This window comes from Pseudomonas saponiphila, assembly GCF_900105185.1.
GTDB classification, from domain to species: Bacteria; Pseudomonadota; Gammaproteobacteria; order Pseudomonadales; family Pseudomonadaceae; genus Aquipseudomonas; species Aquipseudomonas saponiphila.
Window position 1 is genome coordinate 4,088,705 of record NZ_FNTJ01000001.1, and the last position, 20,359, is coordinate 4,109,063.

A 20,359-nucleotide genomic window follows, 5' to 3' on the forward strand; every position below is an offset into this window, starting at 1 on the left:
ACTGTCGACAGTGTTGGCTTTGCTTTGGCCTTGTGCAGGCAGTGCGTAGGAGGCAGCTCGGCATCGTTGGCGAGCTTCGCTGGCAAGCCAGCTCCTACGCACCGTCGGGCAACAAAACCGCGCTCAAACCTTGAACCGCGCCACCAACCGATTCAGCTCGATCGCCAGATTGGCCATCTCCCCGCAGGCGCTGGCCGTCTGGCTGGCCCCCGCCGAACTCTGGATCGACAGTTCACGAATACTGGTCAGGTTCTGGTCCGCCTCGCGCGCCACCTGGGCCTGCTCTTCCGAGGCGGTGGCAATCAGCAGGTTGCGTTCGTTGATCTGGGTGATGGCCTGGGCAATCTGCTTGAGCGACACATCGGCGTTCTGCGCCACCGAAATCGAGCTGCTGGCCATCTCCGCGCTGACGTTCATGGCACTCACCGCCTGGGTCGAATCGGCCTGGATCGCGCTGATCATCTGTTCGATTTCCCGGGTCGACTGCTGGGTGCGGTGGGCCAGGGCCCGCACTTCATCGGCCACCACCGCAAAGCCCCGGCCCTGCTCGCCGGCACGGGCGGCTTCGATGGCGGCGTTGAGGGCCAGCAGGTTGGTCTGCTCGGCAATCGCGCGAATCACTTCCACCACTTTGCTGATGTCCTGGGCCCGGCCTGACAGCGCCTTGACCTGCTCACCGGTGCTGGCCACGTTGCCGGCCAGGCCTTCGATGGCGTTCAGGGTCTGGGCCACATTGTCGATGCCGGAACGGGTGAACTCCATCGACTCGCGGGACGACTGTGCAGCCGCTTCGGCGTTGCGGGCCACCTCGTCCACCGCGGCGCTCATTTCGGTCACGGCGGTGGCCGCCTGGCTGACTTCGTCGTTCTGGCGCACCAGGGCACGGCTGGCGTCTTCGGTCACCGCGGTCATTTCTTCCGAGGCCGAAGCCAGCTGGGTGGAGGAGTCGGCGATGTGGGCGATGGTTTCCCGCAGGTTGCTCTGCATCTTCGCCAGGGCGGCCAGCAGGCGGCCGGCTTCATCGCGGCCACTGACCGCGATCTCCCGGGACAGGTCGCTGCCGGCGATGCGCTCGGCCACCGCCAGGGCGTCGCCGATGGGCGCGGTGATGCTGCGGGTCAGTACGGTGGCCAGCACCACGGTGAGCACCACCGTCACCCCCATCAACACCAGCACCAGGGTCAGGCCGCTGCTGTACACCGACGAGGCGGTGATACCCGCCTGCCTGGCACCCTCGTCATTGAAGTCCGAGAGCTTGTCCATCTTGTCTTGCATGGCGTTGGTCATGGGGCTGATGCGGGTGTTGATCAAGGTGATGGCCGCGGCGTTGTCACCGCTGCGCAACAGCGGCACCAGCTCGTCCACCAGCTTGAAATAGGCCTGCACATCGGTCGCCACCGCCTGGTACAGCGCACGCTCCGCCGGCCCGCTGATCAGGGGCTCGTACTGGCTGATGGTGTTCTGCAGGGTGCTTCGATAGTCGCTCAAGGAGGCGATGCGGGTCTGGCGCTGTTGTTCGTCGGTGGTCACGGTGATGCGGATGCTTTCCAGACGCAGGCGCAAGATACCGGCCTTCATCTTGCCGATCTCGCGGATGCTGGCCATCCAGTTGGTTTCGACATCCTGCTCGGAGTCTCGCAGCTTGCCCATTTGCAGCACGGCAACAATACCCAGGGCAAAAACCACCAGGACAATCAGTGAGAAAAAGGTGGCAGACCTTGGAGCGAGGTTCATTGTCCTGACGTTCATTTTTTATCTCTCTGAGTAGAGTTTTCGGTACTTGGCCGCTGTCATCCCAGGCTATCGACTGCCGGTCATAAAGCTGCAAGCAACCCGACGTCCGGTGGATCGACCTGCAGCCACCTCGGCGCGACAGCATCAGTCGATTCGATCCACACCGCCCCACTGCCACCCGGACTTTTCTTGGCCTGAGGCTTGAAGCACGGCATCAAGCCAGGCACAGGCTCAATAAGCCTGAAAAGATAATGGCATTTAGTCATCACCTTAAATTCGGAGATGTCATAAAAATATGCCGCCGAGGTGAAATTTTTGTTGTGTTTCAAGTTGCTGAAGGCTGGCGTATCGCTCAGTGTCTTCGCTCGCGCCCTGCAATCATCTGCTGCAGGAGAAGATCAACACCTGCATCGCCTTTATCGAAAGAGAGGAGATCTACAGCGAAATTCCCGATGCCTGCGGCAAGCACCTGATTATCCGGGTACTGGGTTTGCACGCGTTGCCAGAGCAAGTCGATTGGTTTTTCAAACGCATTGCCGAGATTCTCAACGAGCGCGGCATTGGCTTCGATTTCGAGCTGAACGTGAACGAAGAGGCTCCCAGCCTGTAGCCCGCCACCTGCGCGCTGCCCCCGGTTGAGCAGCGCGCAGCAATACCTCATGCAGGCAGAATCAGCGCTCGATTAAGCGCAATGAAATCCACATGCTGCTCATGGGAAAAGTCCTCGATCACCTCTTGCAGATGCACATGCTCCCGTCCATTGAGCGCCATTTCGCTTGCTGCATTGATCAAGAAAACACCCAGCGCCCTGAGCGTTTCCGGCTCGGCGAGAATCGAGATCTCATCCAGCTGGATGCTCTGATCACTGCCCACCGCGGTTCCCTGAACGCTAAAGTGTTTCAACTTTTCCAAAGGTCGAGCTCCTGCAACCGTAGGTGATGTGCAAATCGAGGTCATGTGCAAGGTTTGACCCACCCACGCTACTGCAAGGGCACATAAATATCCGTCAGCCACTGCTCCTGCGGCGTCTGCGGATAAATACTCAGGTATTCAAAGAACAGCGGCTGATCCCGCAGTTCCTCGCCACTGCCCGGCAGCCAATCGCGGTAGATCGGGTAGATGCTTTCACCTATATGATCCGGCGAGCCCACATGCCGCACCACCGCATAGCGGCCACCGGCAATCTGCATCTCGCGAATGCCCGCCTCATTGGCGGCCACCGCCTCATGAATCTCGCCGCAGATGGCAAAGCGAAATTCCTGCGGCGCCGTGGTATCGGGGTTGTTGAAGGGAATGCCAAAACTGCGACTCGACGCCACCGGCGACTGCCCGCTCTGCATCCGCCAATCGATAAACCTGCGCACGCTTTCATTGACCAGCCCGGCAGGCCCGCAGTGCTCCAGCGCTGCAACCCGGGTGTCGGCAAAGTTCACGATTCGTACCTGCATGATGATGCTCCTGGAAAAATGAGGGATAGCAAATACCGCATTCCAGACCTGCCAGTTCGGCTGCTTCCTGAACGCACTCGGGCTCATGCCGAACGCCCGCCTGAACGCCCTGGAAAAGGCCTCGGGGCTTTCGAAACCGGCGCCAAGCGCGGCTTCCAGCACCGAGTAGTCCGCCAGGTACAGCAGGCGATGGGCCGCACCGCGCAAGCGCATCAATTGCACATAACGTGCAACCGGCACGCCCACGAATGCGCTGAATTGCCGATGGAAGTGAAACTCCGAGAAGTTCGCCATCCGGCTCAAGGTCCTCACCGACAGATCGCCTTCAAGGTTTTCATCGATGTAGGCGAGTACCGCGTTGAAGCGTTTCGCATAGGCGGCGTTGATCGGCAAGTCAGGCACTGGGCAAAGGCTCCGGGAAATACGGTAGGCAAAGGATCGGCTATCCCGGCAGGCGCGCGCCTAGCCGCTCTTGCTCAAGGTACACCCGGGTGGTTCGTGGCCGCCGTCCGGAAAAAAGCCTTGAGTCACCCTGCACCGTGAGGGGTGTCTGCGAAACCAATGGCGTCTTTGAGCTTGTGACTCTTCAAGCAGGAGCACCCATGATGGTCTATGGCGTCGCCGCCAAAGAACGGATATTTTGCACCCCCCGTTCAGCGGGAGCATTACTCACACCTCGACACAAGGAATTGCAATGGGCGTCTCGCTCCCCCTCTGGCTCATTCTCACGGCGATGACCGCTTACGCTGCAAGTACCCGCGGGCGCTCGGGGCCAAGATGGTTTGCAATCGGGCTGTTCTTTCCCTGCATGGCCCTGATTGCCGTGCTATTGATGCCGCGGCTGGCAAAGACCGGGGTTGACGCGCTGGTGCATGAAGATCTGCGCCCTTGTCCTGCCTGCGGCCAGGACATCCAGGCCAACGCCTCACGATGCAAGTACTGCGCAGCCGACGTGGAGCCTATCGCCTTGAGAGATCGCAGCGGTTGGGTCGCACGCATTAGCGCTCAAACCGATGAAGAATTTGCACGCATGGCCGAACAGATGGGACGAATCGACATACCCAGCGTTCTCGATGAGCCGCCCCACCTCTTTGCCGGCCCGTTCGAAGAAAAGGCCGAGGCACAAAACACCCTCAACTACCTGAAGTCCGAGCATGGCCTGGATGGACTGGTGACATGGCGCTCAGTGACCCGGTAAATGAAACGCTTGCAAGCCGACCTCCTGAAGGATCAGACATGTCCATCACCAATCCCAAAGTCATCGATTTCTGGGTTCGCTCCAAGGAAGAGCCCAACAACCTGCTGCTGGTCATGACCGACCACCTGGAATGGGGCGACAAGGCGGCCCAGGGCGAACACCTGCTCATGCTGCAGGAGAAGATCAACGCCTACATCGCCTTTATCGAAAGTGGCGAGATCTACACCGAGATTCCCGGCGCCTACGGCAAGTACCCGATCATCCGGGTGGTGGGTTTGTATGAACTTCCCGAGCAGGCCGAGTACTTCATGGCCCGCGTGACCGAAACCCTGAATGACGTGGGCATTGGCTTCGAGTTCGAGCTGAAAGTGATCGAGAGAATTCGCAACATGTAGCCCGCCACCTGCGCGACTGGCGATCGAGCAGCGCGCAGGAATCCCCTATGCCGGCAGGATCAGCGCCCGGTTCAGCACAATGAAATGCACATGCGCCTCGGGCGAGTCGAACTCCTGCCCGCGGGTCACTTGTGCCCGGCGACTTGACCGCAACAGCCCTGGCTACCGGCTACGGAGCGGCATGGGGGCGATTTTCCACACCATCATCTGATATGATTTTTTTCAATATGATTGCACATTGATTTTTATTGTGTCATTTATAGCTCCGCCGATCACGGGACAGATCCAGCGCGCCAACCCGGATGGCGGGCACCCGTATTCCCAATGCCCTCCCAGGAGTCAACAAAATGAACAAGACAGAACTTCTAGGTGCTCTGCTGCTGTGCGCGTCCAGCTTCCTCGCCCATGCCGACGAAGACAGCCTGCGCATCGGCATCGAAGCCGCCTACCCGCCCTTTTCCTTCAAGACCCCGGAGGGCAAGGTCAGTGGCTTCGACTACGACATCGGCAACGCGCTGTGCGAGGAAATGCAGGTCAAGTGCGAGTGGGTCATTCAAGAGTTCGACGGCATGATCCCGTCGCTCAAGGTGCGCAAGATCGATGCCGTGCTGTCGTCGATGTCGATCACCGAAGACCGGATGAAATCCGTGGATTTCAGCAAAAAGTACTACCACACGCCGGGCAAGTTCGCGATGAAGGCCGGCAGCCTGATCCATGACCCGCTGCTGGACCTCAAGGGCAAGAAACTCGGCGTGCAACGCTCCTCGACCTACGATCGTTTTGCCACCGAGCAACTGGAGCCGGCCGGCGTCATGGTGGTGCGCTATGGCTCGCAGAACGAAGCCTTCCTCGATCTGGCCGCGGGCCGCCTGGACGCCACCCTGGCCGATATCGTCAACACCAACGAGAGCTTTATCAAGACCGCTGCGGGCCAGGGTTTCGCCCTGACCGGACCTGATATCAACGACCCGAAATACTTCGGCCGGGGCGCCGGGATCGCCGTGCGCAAAGGCGACAGCGCCAACCTGACGCGCCTGAATGCGGCACTCGACGCGATCCGCGCCAACGGCAAGTACCAGCAAGTGATGGCCCGCTACTTCGCGTTCGATATCTACGGCGAGTAAGCCTTTCCTGAACCCCGGCGCCGGCCGCCCACAGGCGTCGCCGGGGGCTTGTGTTGCGCGCCTTGCGGCGCTCGCTTGAGGAACTTCATCATGCTCCACGGCTACGGATCGAGCATTCTCGATGGCGCCTGGCTGACCATCAACCTGGCCCTGACGTCCATGTCCCTGGCGATTGTCCTGGGGCTGATCGGCGCGGCCCTGCGCTTGTCTTCGCTCAAAGGGCTGGCGTTGCTCGGGGAAAGCTACACCACCCTGATTCGCGGCATTCCCGACCTGGTACTGATCCTGCTGATCTTCTACGGCGGCCAGGACCTGGTAAACCGCATCGCCCTGGCACTGGGCTACAGCCGCTACATCGACATCAACCCCTTTGTCGCCGGGGTCTGCACCATGGGCTTCATCTTTGGCGCCTACCTCTCGGAAACCTTTCGCGGCGCCTTCATGGCCATCCCCAAGGGGCAGGCCGAGGCCGGCCTGGCTTACGGCATGAGCGCAGGCAAGGTGTTCTGGCGAATCCTGGTGCCGCAGATGGTGCGTTTCGCCATTCCCGGCTTCACCAACAATTGGCTGGTGCTGACCAAGTCCACCGCGCTGATCTCGGTGATCGGCCTGCAGGACATGATGTTCAAGGCCAAGAACGCCGCGGACGCCACCCACCAGCCCTTTACTTTTTTCATCGCCGTGGCGGCGCTGTACCTGCTGCTCACCAGCCTGTCCCTGGTGCTGTTGCGCTGCCTGGAAAAACACTACTCGGTCGGCCTCAAAGCCGCCGAACTGTGAGAGGAACCGACGATGATGCTCGACTATCAACTGATCTGGGACAACCTGCCGCTGTACCTCAATGGCGCCCTGGTGACCCTCAAGGTGCTGCTGATTTCCCTGGCCCTGGGCTTGCTCCTGGCACTGCCCCTGGCGCTGATGCGGGTATCGCGCTCAGCGCTGCTCAACGCTCCGGCCTGGCTCTACACCTATGTGATTCGCGGCACGCCGATGCTGGTGCAACTGTTCCTGATCTACTACGGCCTGGCGCAGTTCGAGGCCGTGCGCCAGAGCCTGCTCTGGCCGTACCTGTCCAGCGCGACCTTTTGCGCCTGCCTGGCTTTTGCCATCAACACCAGTGCCTACAGCGCCGAGCTGCTGGCCGGCAGCCTGCGCGCCACGCCTGCCGGCGAGATCGAGGCCGCCAGGGCCATGGGCATGTCACGCCTGACCCTGTACCGGCGCATCCTGCTGCCGTCGGCCCTGCGCCGGGCCTTGCCGCAATACAGCAACGAAGTGCTGATGATGCTGCAAACCACCAGCCTGGCCTCGATCGTCACCCTGGTCGATATCACCGGGGCGGCGCGCACGGTCAGCTCACGCTTCTACCTGCCGTTCGAGGCATTCATCACCGCCGGGCTGATCTACCTGGTCCTGACTTTCATTCTGGTGCGTCTGTTCAAGCTGGCCGAGCGCCGCTGGCTTGCGTACCTGGCACCGCGCAAGCACTGAGGAGCTGCCATGGAGCATATTCAATACCCGTTGCCGTGGAGCGCCACCGGCACCGAACGCACGCTGACGCTGTTTCGCTTTGGCAGCGGCACACGCAAGGCCTATATCCAGGCGTCATTGCACGCTGATGAACTGCCGGGGATGCGCGTCGCCGTCGAGCTCAAGCGCCGGCTCCTGGAACTGGAAAGCCAGGGCCGTCTGAGCGGGGTGATCGAACTGGTCCCCATGGCCAACCCGCTGGGTATCGCCCAGATGTTCCAGGCCACCCATCAGGGGCGCTTCGAGTTCTCCAGCGGCAAGAACTTCAACCGCGACTTCCCAGAGCTGTTCGAGCCAGTTGCAGCAGAGCTGCTAGGACAACTGGGCGATGACGCCGAGGCCAACGTCGCGCTGATCCGCCGCGCCATGGCCGAGGTGCTCGCGACCATGCCGGCCCCCGCCTCGGAACTCGACGGCCTGCGCCGCCTGCTGCTGCAGCACGCCTGTGACGCCGACCTGGTGCTGGACCTGCACTGCGATTTCGAGTCGGTCATGTTGCTGTACGCCATGCCGCAACACTGGCCGCGCCTGCAACCACTGGCCGCCCGCCTCGGCGCCGAGGTGGCCCTGCTGGCCGAGGATGCGGGCGGCAGCGCCTTCGACGAAGCCTGTGGAATTACCTGGTTGCACCTGGCGGAACGCTTTCCCGAAGCCAATATTCCCCTGGCCTGCGCGGCCACCACCATCGAATTGCGCGGCATGGCCGACACCGAACGCGAACCCTGCCTCGCCAGCGCCCACGCCATTCTCGGCTACCTCGCCGAGCAGGGCCTGATCAGCGGCGACTGGCCCGCGGCGCCGCCCAGCCAGTGCCAGGCACTGCCCTTTGCCGGAGCGCAGTACGCCTATGCGCCCCATCCCGGGGTGGTGAGTTTTCTGCAACCCGTGGGCGCACAAGTGAAGGTCGGCGATCCGCTGTTCGAGGTCATCGACCCGCTCACCGACCGGCACAGCGTGGTACGTGCCAGCACCGACGGCATTGTCTATGCCCGCGAACGCCTGCGCTTCGCCCAACCCGGGCTGTGGCTGGCCAAAGTCGCCGGCGCTACCCCCATTCGCCAGGGTCGCTTGCTCAGCGACTGATTCCGGAGAGTTCACAGCATGTACAAACTTGAAGTTCAGGAACTGCACAAAAGCTACGGCGCGCATCAGGTGCTCAAGGGCGTGTCCCTGCAGGCCCGGGCCGGCGACGTGATCAGCCTGATCGGCTCCAGCGGCTCGGGCAAGAGCACCTTCCTGCGCTGTATCAACCTTCTGGAGCAACCCAATGCCGGCACCATCCTGCTCAATGGCGACCCCCTCAAGCTGGTGGCCGGCAAGCACGGCGGGTTGCAGGCGGCCGAGCCCAAGCAGCTGCAACGCATGCGTTCGCAGCTGTCGATGGTGTTTCAACACTTCAACCTCTGGTCCCACATGAGTGCCCTGGACAACGTGATGGAAGCCCCGGTGCAGGTACTGGGCCTGAGCAGGCAGGAGGCACGGCAGCGCGCCGAGCACTACCTGGAGAAAGTCGGCGTGGCGCAGCGCCGGCATGCCTGGCCGGGGCACATGTCCGGTGGCGAGCAGCAACGGGTGGCGATTGCCCGCGCCCTGGCGATGGAACCGCAGGTGATGCTGTTTGACGAACCGACCTCGGCGCTCGACCCCGAGCTGGTGGGCGAGGTGCTGAAAGTCATGCAGGACCTGGCGCAGGAAGGCCGCACCATGGTGGTGGTGACCCACGAAATGGGCTTTGCCCGGGAGGTGTCCAACCAACTGGTGTTCCTCCACCAGGGCCTGGTGGAAGAACGCGGCGCGCCCCGTGAAGTGCTGGCCAACCCGCAGTCCGAGCGCCTGCAACAGTTCCTCGCCGGGAGTTTGAAGTAAAGTCGCCACTCCAGCGCTTGGCGCGGCCCTGGCGCGACCGGCTTCGGATACACTCCGGGCCATCTCGCCAGGGCGTCAGGCAGCGCCCTCCTCCCCCTTCAACCACTGTCGAGCCGGATATGCCAAGCCCATCGAAAGACACCTCGGTCTACGCCGCGCCGGTGATGCGCAAACTGTCGGAAATCGTCGCCGAACTGCCGCCGTCGCTGCGCAAGGTGGCGGACTTCATCCTGCGCCACCCCCTCAAGGCCGCGACCCTGACCATCGAGGAGATGGCTCAAGCCACCCTGACCTCGCCCGCCGCCGTCAACCGCCTGGCCAAGGCCCTGGACCTGGGGGGCTACAGCGGCATGAAGGCCGAGCTGGTCACCACCTTGCAGCAGATGGTGTCGCCGGTGGACAAGCTGCGCAACGAACTGGCCCAGCGCCCGGGTGGCGCCTTTGGCCTGCACGAACAACTGCAGAGCGCCGGCAGCAACCTGGCCACCGCCGCCACCAGCAACCATGCCGACAGCTTCGACGCCTTCATCACCCGCCTGACCAGCGCGCGCAAGGTCTACATCCTGGGGTTCGGCAACAGCGTCTACCTGGCCGGGCTTGCCGCCGCCACCCTGATGCCGTTCTGCGCCGACGCCACGGCCATCAGCATGGAAGGCGGCAATGAAAACGCCGCCTACCGGCTGGCCGCGATCACGGATCAGGACGTGCTGCTGGCGATCTCCCTGCCACGCTACTCCCAGGACACCCTGCAACTGGCGCGCTTTGCCAGTGAACGCGGGGCAACGGTGCTGGCCATCACCGACTCCCCCGCCTCGCCGCTCACCGCGATAGCCGAGCACACCCTGTTCGCGCCTTGCGATCACCCGGTGCTGACCAGCTCCAACATCGCCGTGCTGGCCTTGATCGAAGGGCTGGTCGCCGGGGTGATGGCGCGCAATGAAAAAGCGGTGAAATTGGCCACTGAGCTGACAGAAAGCGTGATGTCGTATTTGCATATTCCTGGTCAGGGCAAAGCGCTGAAGAAGTGATGCCAAGAGGCAGGAGGCGCAAGATCCCGGCGTAGGAGCCAGCTTGCTGGCGAAGAGGCCCCCAAGGCATGCATCGCCCTGGCCGACGCCTTCGCTGGCAAGCCAGCTCCTACCAAGCAGAATCAGTCCGGCCGCAAGGCTGCCGATTGCTCAAGCTCTGGCTTTTGATCTTGCTGTTGATCCCAATGGCCCCGTTAACCACGACGGCCCCATGCGAGGCACCGAGTGGAGAGGCAAGCGCTTTTGCTTACTTTTTTGCTGGGCCGGCACTCCGGCGTTTGAAAAAAGTGAGTCGCCCTAAGGGCGAAACCGGCAGTAACCACACCGGATATCCCTCCTTTTCAAACACCCAGCCGTTGCAGAAACTTCTGGATTTCAAGCGAGTAGGCACCAGGGTGGGAGAACCTGAACATATGCCCAGTGCGCGACATGATGACCTCCTGCGAACCCCTGATGCCCTTCAGCAGAATTCCAGCCGCCTCTTCACCAATCAACCGATCCTCCCCCGGCGTCAAAATCAGCGTAGGAACATCAATCCTCCCCAACCGACTACGGTAGTCCACCTTCTCAATCGAACGCATGCGATTGACGTAAGCCCGGTGGGGCGTCTCTTTGATGAAGAAGGCGCGGCTCTTGGCCACCGACCAGGGAATCTCCCCCTCCCGGTCAAAGGACGAAGCCAACTGCGCCGCATGAATCCGCAAGGTCAGCTGTCGATAAAATGGCCCGGGAAACCAGGGCGCCAGGGCCGCCAGGCTCTTGAGCAGCGGTGAGGTAATCGGGCTCCGGGCAAAACCACCGGAGAGTACCAGGCCTGCAAGGCCCTCGGGCTGGCGCGTGGCAAACGCAATCGAGGCCACCGCACCATAGGAATCGCCAACCAGCACATAGCTCTGCAGGTCCTGCACCTGATCGAGGATGTAATCGGCCAGGGTTTCCAGCTCGCACACCCCGTCCGGCAAGCGCAGGGTGCGCAGGCGCCGGTGCTGCAAATGGGTCAGCTGGTCCAGCTGCCAGGGGGCCCCGGCAAAGCAAGGGATCATGACCAGAGTGGGTGTCGCTTGCATAAGGTGCTCCTGGCGAGTCGGTTAACTACGGGCGAACTCTAGGAGCGCCGAGACAGGCAATCCAATGGCATTTGCGCAGCATCTCGATGCACGGGATCGATGATCCCCGGAGGCGTTGAGCACAGCACGCCAACGGTCAATCGACAACCAGCATGCCGGTCAACCACTCAATGGCCGGCTCGTGGGCGCGCCCTCGTGCGCGAATGATCAGCACCTCCCAGCTGGGCAGCGCCAGGGGCAACTCGAAAAGGCTCAGTTGCGCAGCCTCCTGCATGCGCAATGCAACCCGCTCGGCCACCACCGCAATGGACTGTGAAGCACCCACCATAAAGGCCACGGCCAGAAAGCCCGGGCACGTGAGGCTCACCTTGCGGCTGCGCCCGAGGTGCTCCAGAGCATCGTCCACCGTGCCCCGGGTATCACCGCGTGGCGACACCAGGATGTGCGGCAGGCGCACGAAGTCATCCAGTTCCATGTGCAGTTTCTTGCCGCGCTTGATCAGCGCCGGGTGGCCCTGGCAGGCGATGCCGACAAAGCGCTCCGTATGCGCCAGCTGACAGGCAAAACGCTGCGGAATCTGCGCGAACGAGCCCGACCCCAGCACCAGATCGAGCTCACCGCCATCGAGCATGCGCAGCGCCGATTCGGCATCTGCCGGCCTGAAATTCAGGACCAGTTCGGGCGCCGCGGCCTGCACTCTGGCCAGAGCGGGGGCGACAACCGTCAACAAGGCGTGATCGGTGGCCGCCAGCGCCAGCGTGGTCTGCAGGCGACCCGGGTCGAACGCACCTCGCGGGCTGGCGATCAGCCGGACCGAATCGAGCACCGCCGCCACTTTCGGCATCAACTCCGTGGCCAGCGGCGTGGGTGCGATCCCCCGGGGGTGTCGAATGAACAGCTGGTCGGCAAAAGCCGTGCGCAACCGCGCCAGAGCATGGCTGGTTGCCGACTGGGACAAATGCAAGCGTTCAGCCGCGCGGCCCACATGCCGTTCGGCCCACAGAGCTTCGAGCACCACCAGCAGGTTGAGATCGAAACGTGTCAGATCCAGAGAGTTCATGGAGCAGTGGCCTCGTTGTGGATCATTTCCAGCGCGCAGTTTGGGTGCCACTGTTTACCAGCCATGGCACGCGCGACAAGGACAAGCATGCTGCCTGGCAAGCGTACCGCAAGCGAGCCAACGCGCTGCGCACTCTCTCGGAACGGTTGCGCCTTTCGTCGTTCTTGCGCTCGCTCCCGCTGGCGGTAACGGGCCGTCGCCGGTTATGACTGCCAGACCATTACGCGGCGTCGCTCAAGGCATTGTCGGTCGCCTTGCCGCTGCCGCCCAACACGCAGACGGATGAAAGAGTGCGTTCGCTCTTCAATGGGGAAATGCGCCTTGAGCGTAAGCCTGCCAAAGGCGATGTATAAAACCGCTATCGACCTGGTGCTTGAATGCCTGCGCGATCAGGCCAAAATCATCCGACACATAGCCTGCAAGATCCGGATTGCCAGTGATCTGATAGACCCTCTTGAAGGCAGCCTCTTTGACTTGCCTGATGGATTCATCTTCAGGTGGACATGACGCAAGCACTTCTTCGTAGCTATCGCTCCACGCGCTGGCAAACTCGATGCAATCCCGTGAATCCAACCTGGCATCCCAGTCAGTGTTGTTCTGGAAAACCTGCTCAAGAAAAACACCGTCATTTATCCTGGAGAGCATTTCACTTAGCCCCATCATCTCAGCCCATCTCCTTGAACCGGCTCTCGATCAGCTTTACCGATAGCTTGTTTATAGAGACCCGTGAGAAACCCTGAAAGACCATCACTGACATTACTGCTGGACAATCCAACGCTCAAACTCGGCAGCCTGCGAAGGGCAATTGATGTCCCTGATCCAATGGATTTCCGTCTCAGGGTCGAGACTGTCTGTCACCGAGAAGGCGAAAATGGCGCCAGCCAACTCTGTCTGGCGCAACTCTTTAAGGGCGTCGACGCAGAGGCCAAAAACAGCATCGCGATACTGTTTGAAGTCGGGCCCTTCCGGGACCGACTGACAGGAGCGCCGCATATCCTCGGATATGTCCGTAAAAAACTCCTCGCCAAAGCCCTCATGACTCCATTCGCCGGGACTCCACTTGAAATAGACAGGATCTTCAGGGAACTCGGCCTGCATCTTCGCCAGGTGGGTTTTGCAGTTGAACGATGCAGACAGGGAGGTTGCGTCCGAGTCGGAGTACAACGCAAAACCACATACTTCAGACTCGGGCATTTGCATTATGAATTTCGCTATCGCCTGACGAGAGGCCGCGACAACTCGGCGGTGAAATTCAGCGGCATCAAAAACAACCATGATGCTATTCCTTGTTGGCAACACGTTGATTGTTTCGCCAGCACAGTGCCGACGCATTTTTCGTAACGCCAAGACCCTATCCGCAGCGCTCCTGACACTGCCAGTAATCGCCCTGGCCAAGGCTTCATATTTTGCGCGGTACGCGCCGCACGGCACCAACCCTTCGACGCCGGACTTTTCAGCAGCCGTCGGCATCGGCACTTGTCGTCTACTGCACCGGCAAAAAATTCATCAGCAGCAAACTCTGCGCATAGTTGAACCCCACCCGTCGATAACGCTCATCCAGAATCTGCGTCAGCAGATCCAGGCGCGCCACAATCTTGCCGAACTCCACGGCAAAACTCAGGTTACTGCCCTCCTCGGAAATCTCGTTGGAAAACAGCAACAACACGCCATTGGCATCCTGGCGCTGGCTCAGAAGCCAGGTGGCCTTTTCGATATTGCGCGCGGCGTTGCTGATGAACTGCGGGTCGATGCTGTCGGTCATGTAGAACTCGGTGCGCCCGCCATGGGCGGTCACCAGCATGCTGCCGATGGCATAGATGAAGGCGCCGACCCGATCCCCCTGGAACTCCGGGCTCAGGGAATAACTCAGGGCCGCCAGGTCGCGGCGATCGCCCAGGGCCGGCAGTGGCTGGCGTTTTTCGATGGCGTTGCGGATCTCGCGCTGGGCGCTGGTGCCATCGGGGAACCCCGATTTGCGCCATTGGCTGGGATTGCGCAGATAGAGCTTGCCCATCAGCAGGTACAGGCTCTGCAGGTTGTCGCGCATGCCGATGGTGGCCATGCGGTCGACACTGGTCTGGAAGAATTCGTCAGGCTTGCCTTCACGAAACTGTTTGGCCAGATCGCGGCCTTGTTGCTGGCTGCAGGCCGTGGCGCCCAACATCAGCAGCGCCACCAGAAACAGGCGCGCAAAGCGGGTTTGCATCATGCAAGAAGAGGGAGCGTAGGCCATCGGCACCGGGTCAAAATTCACGGGCTGCGGCGGGGATCGGCGCGGCCAGGCCTGGTGATAGAACGCAAAACTGTAAAAAAGTGCGATGGCCGCCGCCGGCCATCGCCAAAGAGCGCCCCTTAAGGGCGTCGCAACTGACCGGGAGACACGATGATCTTGACGTTGTGTTCCTTGTTGTTGACCAGCTCCTCGAAGCCCTGGCCAACGATCTGTTCCAGCTGGATGCGCCCGGTCACCAGGGGCGAAATATCCAGGCGGCCATCGGCGATAAAGGCAATCACATCGGCGAACTCACCGTTGTAGGCCAGGGCCCCGAGCACCTGTTTCTCGGTGGCCACCAGTTCGAAGAAGTTGAACTCGCTGGGCTCCTCGAAGATCCCCACCAGCACGCATTTACCGGCCTTGCGGATCAGGTCGATGGCCAGCTTGGCGGTGTGCTTGTTGCCGATGCATTCGAAGCTGACATCGGCGCCCAGCCCGCCGGTCAGGCGCTTGACCTCGGCCAGGGCGTCGCATTCCTTGGGGTCGAGCACATGGGTGGCGCCCACCTCCAGGGCCTTGGCCTTGCGCGCGCCGGACATTTCCAGGGCGATCACCTGGGCCGCGCCGGCGGCCTTGGCGCACATGATGGTGCACAGGCCGATGGTGCCGGCACCGACCACCACCACGTTCTGTCCGAGCAAACTGCCGGCCTTTTTCACCGCGTGCATGCCCACCGCCAACGGCTCGATCAGCGCCCCGGCCTCGGCAGGAAAGTTGTCCGGCAAGGCGTAGAGCAGGTTGGCCGGCACGTTCACCAGTTCAGCAAAGGCGCCGTTGTTCATCAGCCCGGTAAAGGCCAGGTTCTCGCAGATGTTGTACAGGCCGTGGGTGCAGTAGTAGCAGGTGCCGCAGTGCTGGCAGGCGTCGGCGGCCACCGGCTGGCCGACACTGAACCCCTGGACTCCTTCGCCCAGGGCGACGATCTCGCCGCAGAACTCGTGGCCGAGAATGCACTGGCCCTTGATCCCGGTCAGCGGGTGCGGCGCGTCCACCGGAATGAACACCGGCCCGGCCACGTATTCGTGCAGGTCGGAGCCGCAGATGCCGCACCAGTCGACGCGGATCTGCACCCAGCCGGCAGGCGGCGCGTCGGGCAGCGGCACGTCTTCGACGCGGATATCGTGGCGGCCGTGCCAGACCGCGGCGCGCATGCTCGGAACGGATTTGAGGGCAACACTCATCTTGGCTTCTCCTGGTTGTCATAGGGCGACGACGGCCCCCTGGCCGTCGCCGCAAAAAACCTCAGTGCTGGCGAATGAAGTCGAGGATCAGGCGGTTGACCTGCTCCGCCGCTTCCATCTGCAGCATGTGCCCCTGCCCCGGCAGCACTTCGATCTGCGCCTTGAGGTCGGCGCTGTGGCTCGCCGGGATGATCCGGTCGTCGCTGCCCCAGATCACCAGCACCGGCTGCGCGCCGTCCTGCACCACCGGGCGCAGATCGGCCTGCTGGCGGCCGTCGGCGAACAGGTTGCCGGCCAACTGCCCGAGGGCGGCTTGCACCCCTTCCAGGCGCTTGTACTTGAGCATGTCGTCGAGCATCTGCCGGTTCACCAGTTCGGCGTTGGAGAACAGCTGCACCAGTTGCGGCTTGAGCGCATTGCGGTTGCTGGCCTCGACGAAGCCTTGCAGGTAGTCGCCGTTGATCTCGCGGCCCAGCCCGGCGCTGCCGATCAGGGTCAGCGAGCGCACCCGTTGCGGCGCCAGCCGCGCGGTATTGAGGGACACCGCGCCGCCCATGGAGTGGCCCACCAGATGGGCCACGGGAATCTCCAGGTGATCCAGCAGTGCCAGCAGCACTTGGCTCAATTCATCCAGGTCGCCCCGTTGCAGGGCCTTGGCCGATTCGCCGTGGCCCGGCAGGTCGAGGGCGATCACCCGGCGCCCGGCGGCCAGGGCTTCGTGGTTGAACAGCCAGTTGTTGAGGTCGCCGCCGAAGCCGTGCACCAGCAGCAGCGGCGTGCCGCCTTCGCCGCGTTCGAAATAGCGGATCAGCCGGCCGCCCAGTTCGACCTTCTGCGGCGCCGGGCCGTGGTCTTCGTCGGCGCTGTCGCCGGGCACGAAGCTGGCCTGGAACTGCGCGATCACCGCGTCGATCTCGGCGTCGCTGGCCTCGCCGTCGACCACGATGCCCAGCAGCGCGCCCACCGCCAGGGTTTCGTCCTGGCGGGCGATCTGCCGGCGCAGGACGCCGGAGAACGGCGCCTCGACGCTGCTGGAGATCTTGTCGGTCTCCACGTCCAGCACTTCATCGCCCTTGCTGATGCTCTGCCCTTCTTCCTTGAGCCAGGCATCGACCCGGCCCTCGGTCATCGACAGGCCCCACTTGGGCATGGTCAGGGTATGGATCTGGCTCATCGGCGGCTCCACTCGATCACAGTGAGCACGGCGTTTTCGATCTTCGCCGCGTCGGGGATGTACAGGTCTTCCAGGGCGTCGGAGAACGGCACCGGCGTATGGGGCGCGGTGACCAATTCGATCGGCGCCTTGAGCGATGCGAAGGCTTTCTGCGCCACCAGGGCCGAGATGTCGGTGGCCATGGAGCAGCGTGGGTTGGCTTCGTCAATGACCACAAGACGCCCGGTCTTCTCCACGCTTTCCAGGATGCTGTCTTCGTCCAGCGGGCTGGTGGTGCGCAGGTCGATGACTTCGCAGTCGATGCCGCGTCCGGCCAGGTTGCGCGCCGCATCCAGGGCGGTGTTCACCGTGCGCCCGTAGGACACCAGGGTCACGTCCTTGCCGTCGCGCAGGAAGTTGGCCTCGCCGAAGGGAATCGCGTAGGACTCTTCCGGCACTTCGCCCTGCAGGCTGTAGAGCATTTTGTGCTCGCAGAAGATCACCGGGTCGTTGTCGCGAATCGCCTGGATCAGCAGGCCCTTGGCGTCGTAGGGCGACGACGGGCAGACCACTTTCAGGCCGGGGATGTGGGTCCACAGCGAGGTCAACATTTGCGAGTGCTGGGCCGCGGCGCGCAAGCCGGCGCCGACCATGGTGCGGATCACCAGCGGGGTCTGGGCCTTGCCGCCGAACATGTAGCGAAACTTCGCCGCCTGATTGAGGATCTGGTCCAGGCAGCAGCCGGCGAAGTCGACGAACATCAATTCGCACACCGGGCGCACGCCACGGGTGGCGGCGCCGACCGCGGCACCGACGTAGCCGATTTCCGACAGTGGGGTGTCCAGCACCCGCCCGGGAAATTGATGGTAGAGGCCCTTGGTCACCCCGAGCACGCCGCCCCAGGCGTCGTTGTCGCCGGGGGCACCGGCACCGCCCGCCACGTCTTCACCCATGATGAACACGCTGGGGTCGCGACGCATTTCCTGGGCCAGGGCTTCGTTGATGGCCTGCTGGTAACTGATTTTTCTCGCCATGATGGTTCTCTCGATTTTTGTTGTAGGGGGCGATTAAGGGGCCGCTCAGGGATAAGCGACGTACACGTCGCTGAGCAGGTCGGCCGGGCTCGGCTTGGGATCGGTCTTGGCCTTGCGCACCGCGTCCTCGATCAGCGCTTCCACGTCGGCATCGATCTGCTCCAGCTGGCTGGCCTGCACCAGGCCCGAACGGGTGGTGCGCTCGCGGAACTGCATCAGGCAGTCGTTGTGCTCGCGGTAATGCTTGACCTCATCGGGCGCGCGGTAGGTCTGGGCGTCGCCCTCGAAGTGGCCGTAGTAGCGAGTCAGCTTGACCTCGATCAGCGACGGCCCCTCCCCGGCCCGGGCCCGCTCCACGGCGGCGCCGGCGGCTTCATGCACGGCGAAGAAATCGAAACCGTCCACCGTCACCCCGGGCATGCCGAAACCGGCGGCGCGGTCGGCGATGTGGTCGCAGGCCACCGACCAGTTGGAGGCCGTGGCCTCGGCGTAGCCATTGTTCTCGGCGATGAACAGGCACGGCAGGTTCCACACCGAGGCCATGTTCATGGCCTCGAACACCGCACCTTCGTTGGAGCCACCATCGCCGAAGAACACCACCGACACGCCGTCGGTGCCCTGCAGCCGGGCGGCCAGGGCCGCGCCCACCACCAGCGGCGCGCCGGCACCGACGATGCCATTGGCGCCGAGCATGCCCTTTTCGAAATCGGCGATGTGCATGGAGCCGCCCTTGCCCTGGCAGACCCCGGTCTTCTTGCCGTAGATCTCCGCCATCATCCCGTAGACGTCCACGCCCTTGGCGATGCAATGGCCGTGGCCACGGTGGTTGGAGGCGATGCAGTCATCGTCCCGCAGGTGGGCCATGACCCCGGCGGCCGAGGCTTCTTCCCCGGCGTAGAGGTGGACGAAACCGGGGATCTCGCCGGTGGCGAATTCCACGTGCAGGCGTTCTTCGAATGCGCGGATGGTGCGCATCACCCGGTAGGCGTGGAGCAGTTGATCAGTGGTCAGGGGTGTCGACATTTTTATTCTCCAGGGTGTCTTGGGACTGAAGGTTCACGGGGTGTTGCCGGTGATCGCGGTCAATGGCCAGCAGGCGCTGGCGCGCCGCGTGTTCCAGGACCGCGTTGACGTCGATGCTCAGCGGACCGCCGGCATCCAGGGTGACCGTGGGCCGGTCGTGGGGGTTGAATTCGATCTCACGCTCGCCATCCAGGGCCAGGGTGCCGGCGCTCAGGCACAGGGGCTGGGGGACGTCGGGTTGCAGGTAGCCGGCCTCCCGCACGCCGCAGCCCTGCAGCAGGCCGGGGGCCAGGGGCACCAGCAGCGCTTCGGGGGATTGCCGGTCCAGGCGCATCCAGGCGCCGTGGGGTTCCTGGCGAGTGACCGGCAGCCACAACCCGCAGAGCGCGGAAATGCCGATGGACTGGGGCTCGGCGAAGGTCACGAAGACCTCGGCCAGATCACTGGCGCGACTGATGGCCCGGGCCCCGATAAAGGCCAGGGGCGACACCGCCACGTCCACCAGGGCCACTTCGCACAGGCCCCGGGCCGGTTCGCGCACCAGCAGGCGCTTGTTGCGCCGCAGGGCGATCTCGGCGGGCACCCGGCCGCTGGCGTAGAGCCCACCGGCCAGCCCGGCGCTGGTGGCTTCGCGCAGTTCCGGAAAAGCGTTGTTGGTGCCGGTGGACAGGGTCAGCAGCGGAATGTCGCCCACCTCGGCGGCCACCGCCTTGTGGGTGCCGTCGCCACCGAGCACGGCGATAAGCGCCACCCCGCGCTCGGCCATCCAGCGCGCCGCCTGGCGGGTGTCCTCGACGCTCTGGCGCAGGGCCAGGTCGAGGAACTCCAGGGCCGGCCAGTGCTGCTCCCGGGCCTGGCGGCTGCGGCTGTTCTTGTGCACTGCGGCGGCGATGCCGGTCATGTCGGTGGGCATCAGCACCTGCTCGATGCCGGTGGCGCCAAAGGCCGCTAGCAGACGCTGGATCACCGACACCTTGTCGGTGCTGGAGAACAGCCCGGCGTTGGCAGTGAGGCGGCGCACATCACGGCCCGAGGCCGGGTTGGCGATGATGCCGACGCTCAGGGGACGGCGGCTCATGAGCGCACCGCGGATGGATCACAGGCAGGAGAAAACATCGGGCACCTCGTTCTTATTCTTCGATGGGCCAGTCGGCGCCGGTGGTCAGGAGCCGGTAGCCAAGGACTAGTTGCCAAGGGCTAGAGCAAGGCCGGTGCCAGTTGTCGGAAAAACTCTGCAGAAGGC

General features: G+C 63.0%; 22 protein-coding genes and 2 pseudogenes. 9 read left to right on the forward strand and 15 right to left on the reverse strand.

Annotated features, from left to right (window positions below):
* Window positions 1–123: 123 nt before the first annotated feature.
* From BLV47_RS37085 to BLV47_RS35575, 3 genes and pseudogenes are all read right to left on the reverse strand, one after another.
* On the reverse strand, window positions 124–987 hold the full coding sequence (locus BLV47_RS37085; RefSeq protein ID WP_425272178.1) for a methyl-accepting chemotaxis protein: 864 nt from the start codon (window positions 985–987) through the stop codon (window positions 124–126).
* A pseudogene (locus BLV47_RS37090) lies at window positions 979–1,749 on the reverse strand (MCP four helix bundle domain-containing protein); the annotation flags it as partial. The pseudogene BLV47_RS37090 and the gene BLV47_RS37085, both read right to left, overlap by 9 nt.
* Before the next feature lie 65 nt (window positions 1,750–1,814).
* Window positions 1,815–2,063 carry a hypothetical protein gene (locus BLV47_RS35575; RefSeq protein ID WP_143038289.1) on the reverse strand — a complete coding sequence of 83 codons (249 nt, stop codon included), beginning with the start codon at window positions 2,061–2,063 and terminating at the stop codon, window positions 1,815–1,817.
* Window positions 2,064–2,089: 26 nt separating this feature from the next.
* Between BLV47_RS35575 and BLV47_RS18980 the strand changes: the two genes are divergently transcribed.
* Window positions 2,090–2,344, forward strand: a complete 255-nt coding sequence (locus BLV47_RS18980; RefSeq protein WP_244168910.1) for a DUF6572 domain-containing protein — start codon at window positions 2,090–2,092, stop codon at window positions 2,342–2,344.
* A 47-nt stretch (window positions 2,345–2,391) separates the two neighbouring features.
* Here the strand turns inward: BLV47_RS18980 and BLV47_RS18985 are convergent, their stop codons facing one another.
* Together BLV47_RS18985 and BLV47_RS18990 are read right to left on the reverse strand one after the other, a co-directional pair.
* On the reverse strand, window positions 2,392–2,646 hold the full coding sequence (locus BLV47_RS18985) for an Imm32 family immunity protein (protein WP_092316104.1): 255 nt from the start codon (window positions 2,644–2,646) through the stop codon (window positions 2,392–2,394).
* 68 nt (window positions 2,647–2,714) lie between these two features.
* Complete coding sequence (locus tag BLV47_RS18990; RefSeq protein WP_092316106.1) at window positions 2,715–3,584, reverse strand: AraC family transcriptional regulator; 870 nt, start codon at window positions 3,582–3,584, stop codon at window positions 2,715–2,717.
* 292 nt (window positions 3,585–3,876) lie between these two features.
* Between BLV47_RS18990 and BLV47_RS18995 the strand changes: the two genes are divergently transcribed.
* The 8 genes from BLV47_RS18995 (at window position 3,877) to BLV47_RS19030 (ending at window position 10,323) form a co-directional block, all read left to right on the forward strand.
* Complete coding sequence (locus tag BLV47_RS18995; protein ID WP_092316108.1) at window positions 3,877–4,380, forward strand: SPOR domain-containing protein; 504 nt, start codon at window positions 3,877–3,879, stop codon at window positions 4,378–4,380.
* 38 nt (window positions 4,381–4,418) lie between these two features.
* Entirely contained in the window at window positions 4,419–4,775 is a 357-nt protein-coding gene (locus BLV47_RS19000) for a DUF6572 domain-containing protein (protein ID WP_092316110.1), read from the forward strand.
* A gap of 347 nt (window positions 4,776–5,122) precedes the next feature.
* A complete protein-coding gene (locus BLV47_RS19005; RefSeq protein ID WP_092316112.1) occupies window positions 5,123–5,899 on the forward strand; it encodes an ABC transporter substrate-binding protein in 777 nt (258 codons plus the stop codon).
* Between the two features lie 90 nt (window positions 5,900–5,989).
* On the forward strand, window positions 5,990–6,679 hold the full coding sequence (locus BLV47_RS19010; RefSeq protein ID WP_092316114.1) for an ABC transporter permease: 690 nt from the start codon (window positions 5,990–5,992) through the stop codon (window positions 6,677–6,679).
* 12 nt (window positions 6,680–6,691) lie between these two features.
* Window positions 6,692–7,390 (forward strand): ABC transporter permease, encoded by a 699-nt coding sequence (locus BLV47_RS19015; protein ID WP_092316116.1) that lies wholly within the window; start codon window positions 6,692–6,694, stop codon window positions 7,388–7,390.
* Between the two features lie 9 nt (window positions 7,391–7,399).
* Window positions 7,400–8,512 carry a succinylglutamate desuccinylase/aspartoacylase family protein gene (locus tag BLV47_RS19020; protein ID WP_092316118.1) on the forward strand — a complete coding sequence of 371 codons (1,113 nt, stop codon included), beginning with the start codon at window positions 7,400–7,402 and terminating at the stop codon, window positions 8,510–8,512.
* Window positions 8,513–8,530: 18 nt separating this feature from the next.
* Window positions 8,531–9,295, forward strand: coding sequence for an ABC transporter ATP-binding protein (locus BLV47_RS19025; protein ID WP_092316120.1), 765 nt, complete (start codon window positions 8,531–8,533; stop codon window positions 9,293–9,295).
* Window positions 9,296–9,414: 119 nt separating this feature from the next.
* Window positions 9,415–10,323 carry a MurR/RpiR family transcriptional regulator gene (locus BLV47_RS19030; RefSeq protein WP_092316122.1) on the forward strand — a complete coding sequence of 303 codons (909 nt, stop codon included), beginning with the start codon at window positions 9,415–9,417 and terminating at the stop codon, window positions 10,321–10,323.
* Between the two features lie 341 nt (window positions 10,324–10,664).
* On the opposite strand, the gene BLV47_RS19035 is transcribed toward BLV47_RS19030, so the two are convergent.
* The 10 genes and pseudogenes from BLV47_RS19035 to BLV47_RS19080 all read right to left on the reverse strand — a co-directional run bounded on the left by BLV47_RS19035 (window position 10,665) and on the right by BLV47_RS19080 (window position 20,213).
* On the reverse strand, window positions 10,665–11,390 hold the full coding sequence (locus tag BLV47_RS19035) for an alpha/beta fold hydrolase (protein WP_092316124.1): 726 nt from the start codon (window positions 11,388–11,390) through the stop codon (window positions 10,665–10,667).
* A gap of 136 nt (window positions 11,391–11,526) precedes the next feature.
* On the reverse strand, window positions 11,527–12,450 hold the full coding sequence (locus tag BLV47_RS19040; RefSeq protein ID WP_092316126.1) for a LysR family transcriptional regulator: 924 nt from the start codon (window positions 12,448–12,450) through the stop codon (window positions 11,527–11,529).
* A gap of 303 nt (window positions 12,451–12,753) precedes the next feature.
* Window positions 12,754–13,113 (reverse strand): hypothetical protein, encoded by a 360-nt coding sequence (locus BLV47_RS19045; protein ID WP_092316128.1) that lies wholly within the window; start codon window positions 13,111–13,113, stop codon window positions 12,754–12,756.
* 93 nt (window positions 13,114–13,206) lie between these two features.
* Complete coding sequence (locus tag BLV47_RS19050) at window positions 13,207–13,725, reverse strand: DUF4303 domain-containing protein (protein ID WP_167365674.1); 519 nt, start codon at window positions 13,723–13,725, stop codon at window positions 13,207–13,209.
* Between the two features lie 208 nt (window positions 13,726–13,933).
* Window positions 13,934–14,659 (reverse strand): hypothetical protein, encoded by a 726-nt coding sequence (locus tag BLV47_RS19055; RefSeq protein ID WP_092316132.1) that lies wholly within the window; start codon window positions 14,657–14,659, stop codon window positions 13,934–13,936.
* A gap of 143 nt (window positions 14,660–14,802) precedes the next feature.
* Complete coding sequence (locus BLV47_RS19060) at window positions 14,803–15,876, reverse strand: 2,3-butanediol dehydrogenase (RefSeq protein ID WP_244168942.1); 1,074 nt, start codon at window positions 15,874–15,876, stop codon at window positions 14,803–14,805.
* 91 nt (window positions 15,877–15,967) lie between these two features.
* Complete coding sequence (locus BLV47_RS19065) at window positions 15,968–17,080, reverse strand: acetoin dehydrogenase dihydrolipoyllysine-residue acetyltransferase subunit (protein WP_092316136.1); 1,113 nt, start codon at window positions 17,078–17,080, stop codon at window positions 15,968–15,970.
* Window positions 17,077–18,093 carry an alpha-ketoacid dehydrogenase subunit beta gene (locus BLV47_RS19070; protein ID WP_092316138.1) on the reverse strand — a complete coding sequence of 339 codons (1,017 nt, stop codon included), beginning with the start codon at window positions 18,091–18,093 and terminating at the stop codon, window positions 17,077–17,079. The genes BLV47_RS19065 and BLV47_RS19070 overlap by 4 nt, the downstream gene beginning before the upstream one ends.
* 45 nt (window positions 18,094–18,138) lie before the next feature.
* On the reverse strand, window positions 18,139–19,116 hold the full coding sequence (locus tag BLV47_RS19075; protein ID WP_092316140.1) for a thiamine pyrophosphate-dependent dehydrogenase E1 component subunit alpha: 978 nt from the start codon (window positions 19,114–19,116) through the stop codon (window positions 18,139–18,141).
* 2 nt (window positions 19,117–19,118) lie between these two features.
* Window positions 19,119–20,213: pseudogene (locus tag BLV47_RS19080) on the reverse strand (ATP-NAD kinase family protein).
* Window positions 20,214–20,359: the final 146 nt, after the last annotated feature.

What these genes read in the sequence shown, in the direction of transcription:
- BLV47_RS19025 (WP_092316120.1), top strand. Translation starts at nt 8,531, where the DNA reads ATGTACAAACTTGAAGTTCAGGAACTGCACAAAAGCTACGGCGCGCAT.
- BLV47_RS19020 (WP_092316118.1), top strand. Translation starts at nt 7,400, where the DNA reads ATGGAGCATATTCAATACCCGTTGCCGTGGAGCGCCACCGGCACCGAA.
- BLV47_RS19060 (WP_244168942.1), bottom strand. Translation starts at nt 15,876, where the DNA reads ATGCGCGCCGCGGTCTGGCACGGCCGCCACGATATCCGCGTCGAAGAC.
- BLV47_RS37085 (WP_425272178.1), bottom strand. Translation starts at nt 987, where the DNA reads ATGCAGAGCAACCTGCGGGAAACCATCGCCCACATCGCCGACTCCTCC.
- BLV47_RS19015 (WP_092316116.1), top strand. Translation starts at nt 6,692, where the DNA reads ATGATGCTCGACTATCAACTGATCTGGGACAACCTGCCGCTGTACCTC.
- BLV47_RS19030 (WP_092316122.1), top strand. Translation starts at nt 9,415, where the DNA reads ATGCCAAGCCCATCGAAAGACACCTCGGTCTACGCCGCGCCGGTGATG.
- BLV47_RS19040 (WP_092316126.1), bottom strand. Translation starts at nt 12,450, where the DNA reads ATGAACTCTCTGGATCTGACACGTTTCGATCTCAACCTGCTGGTGGTG.
- BLV47_RS18995 (WP_092316108.1), top strand. Translation starts at nt 3,877, where the DNA reads ATGGGCGTCTCGCTCCCCCTCTGGCTCATTCTCACGGCGATGACCGCT.
- BLV47_RS19005 (WP_092316112.1), top strand. Translation starts at nt 5,123, where the DNA reads ATGAACAAGACAGAACTTCTAGGTGCTCTGCTGCTGTGCGCGTCCAGC.
- BLV47_RS19035 (WP_092316124.1), bottom strand. Translation starts at nt 11,390, where the DNA reads ATGCAAGCGACACCCACTCTGGTCATGATCCCTTGCTTTGCCGGGGCC.
- BLV47_RS19065 (WP_092316136.1), bottom strand. Translation starts at nt 17,080, where the DNA reads ATGAGCCAGATCCATACCCTGACCATGCCCAAGTGGGGCCTGTCGATG.
- BLV47_RS19070 (WP_092316138.1), bottom strand. Translation starts at nt 18,093, where the DNA reads ATGGCGAGAAAAATCAGTTACCAGCAGGCCATCAACGAAGCCCTGGCC.
- BLV47_RS19010 (WP_092316114.1), top strand. Translation starts at nt 5,990, where the DNA reads ATGCTCCACGGCTACGGATCGAGCATTCTCGATGGCGCCTGGCTGACC.
- BLV47_RS19045 (WP_092316128.1), bottom strand. Translation starts at nt 13,113, where the DNA reads ATGATGGGGCTAAGTGAAATGCTCTCCAGGATAAATGACGGTGTTTTT.
- BLV47_RS19050 (WP_167365674.1), bottom strand. Translation starts at nt 13,725, where the DNA reads ATGGTTGTTTTTGATGCCGCTGAATTTCACCGCCGAGTTGTCGCGGCC.
- BLV47_RS19075 (WP_092316140.1), bottom strand. Translation starts at nt 19,116, where the DNA reads ATGTCGACACCCCTGACCACTGATCAACTGCTCCACGCCTACCGGGTG.
- BLV47_RS19055 (WP_092316132.1), bottom strand. Translation starts at nt 14,659, where the DNA reads ATGATGCAAACCCGCTTTGCGCGCCTGTTTCTGGTGGCGCTGCTGATG.
- BLV47_RS19000 (WP_092316110.1), top strand. Translation starts at nt 4,419, where the DNA reads ATGTCCATCACCAATCCCAAAGTCATCGATTTCTGGGTTCGCTCCAAG.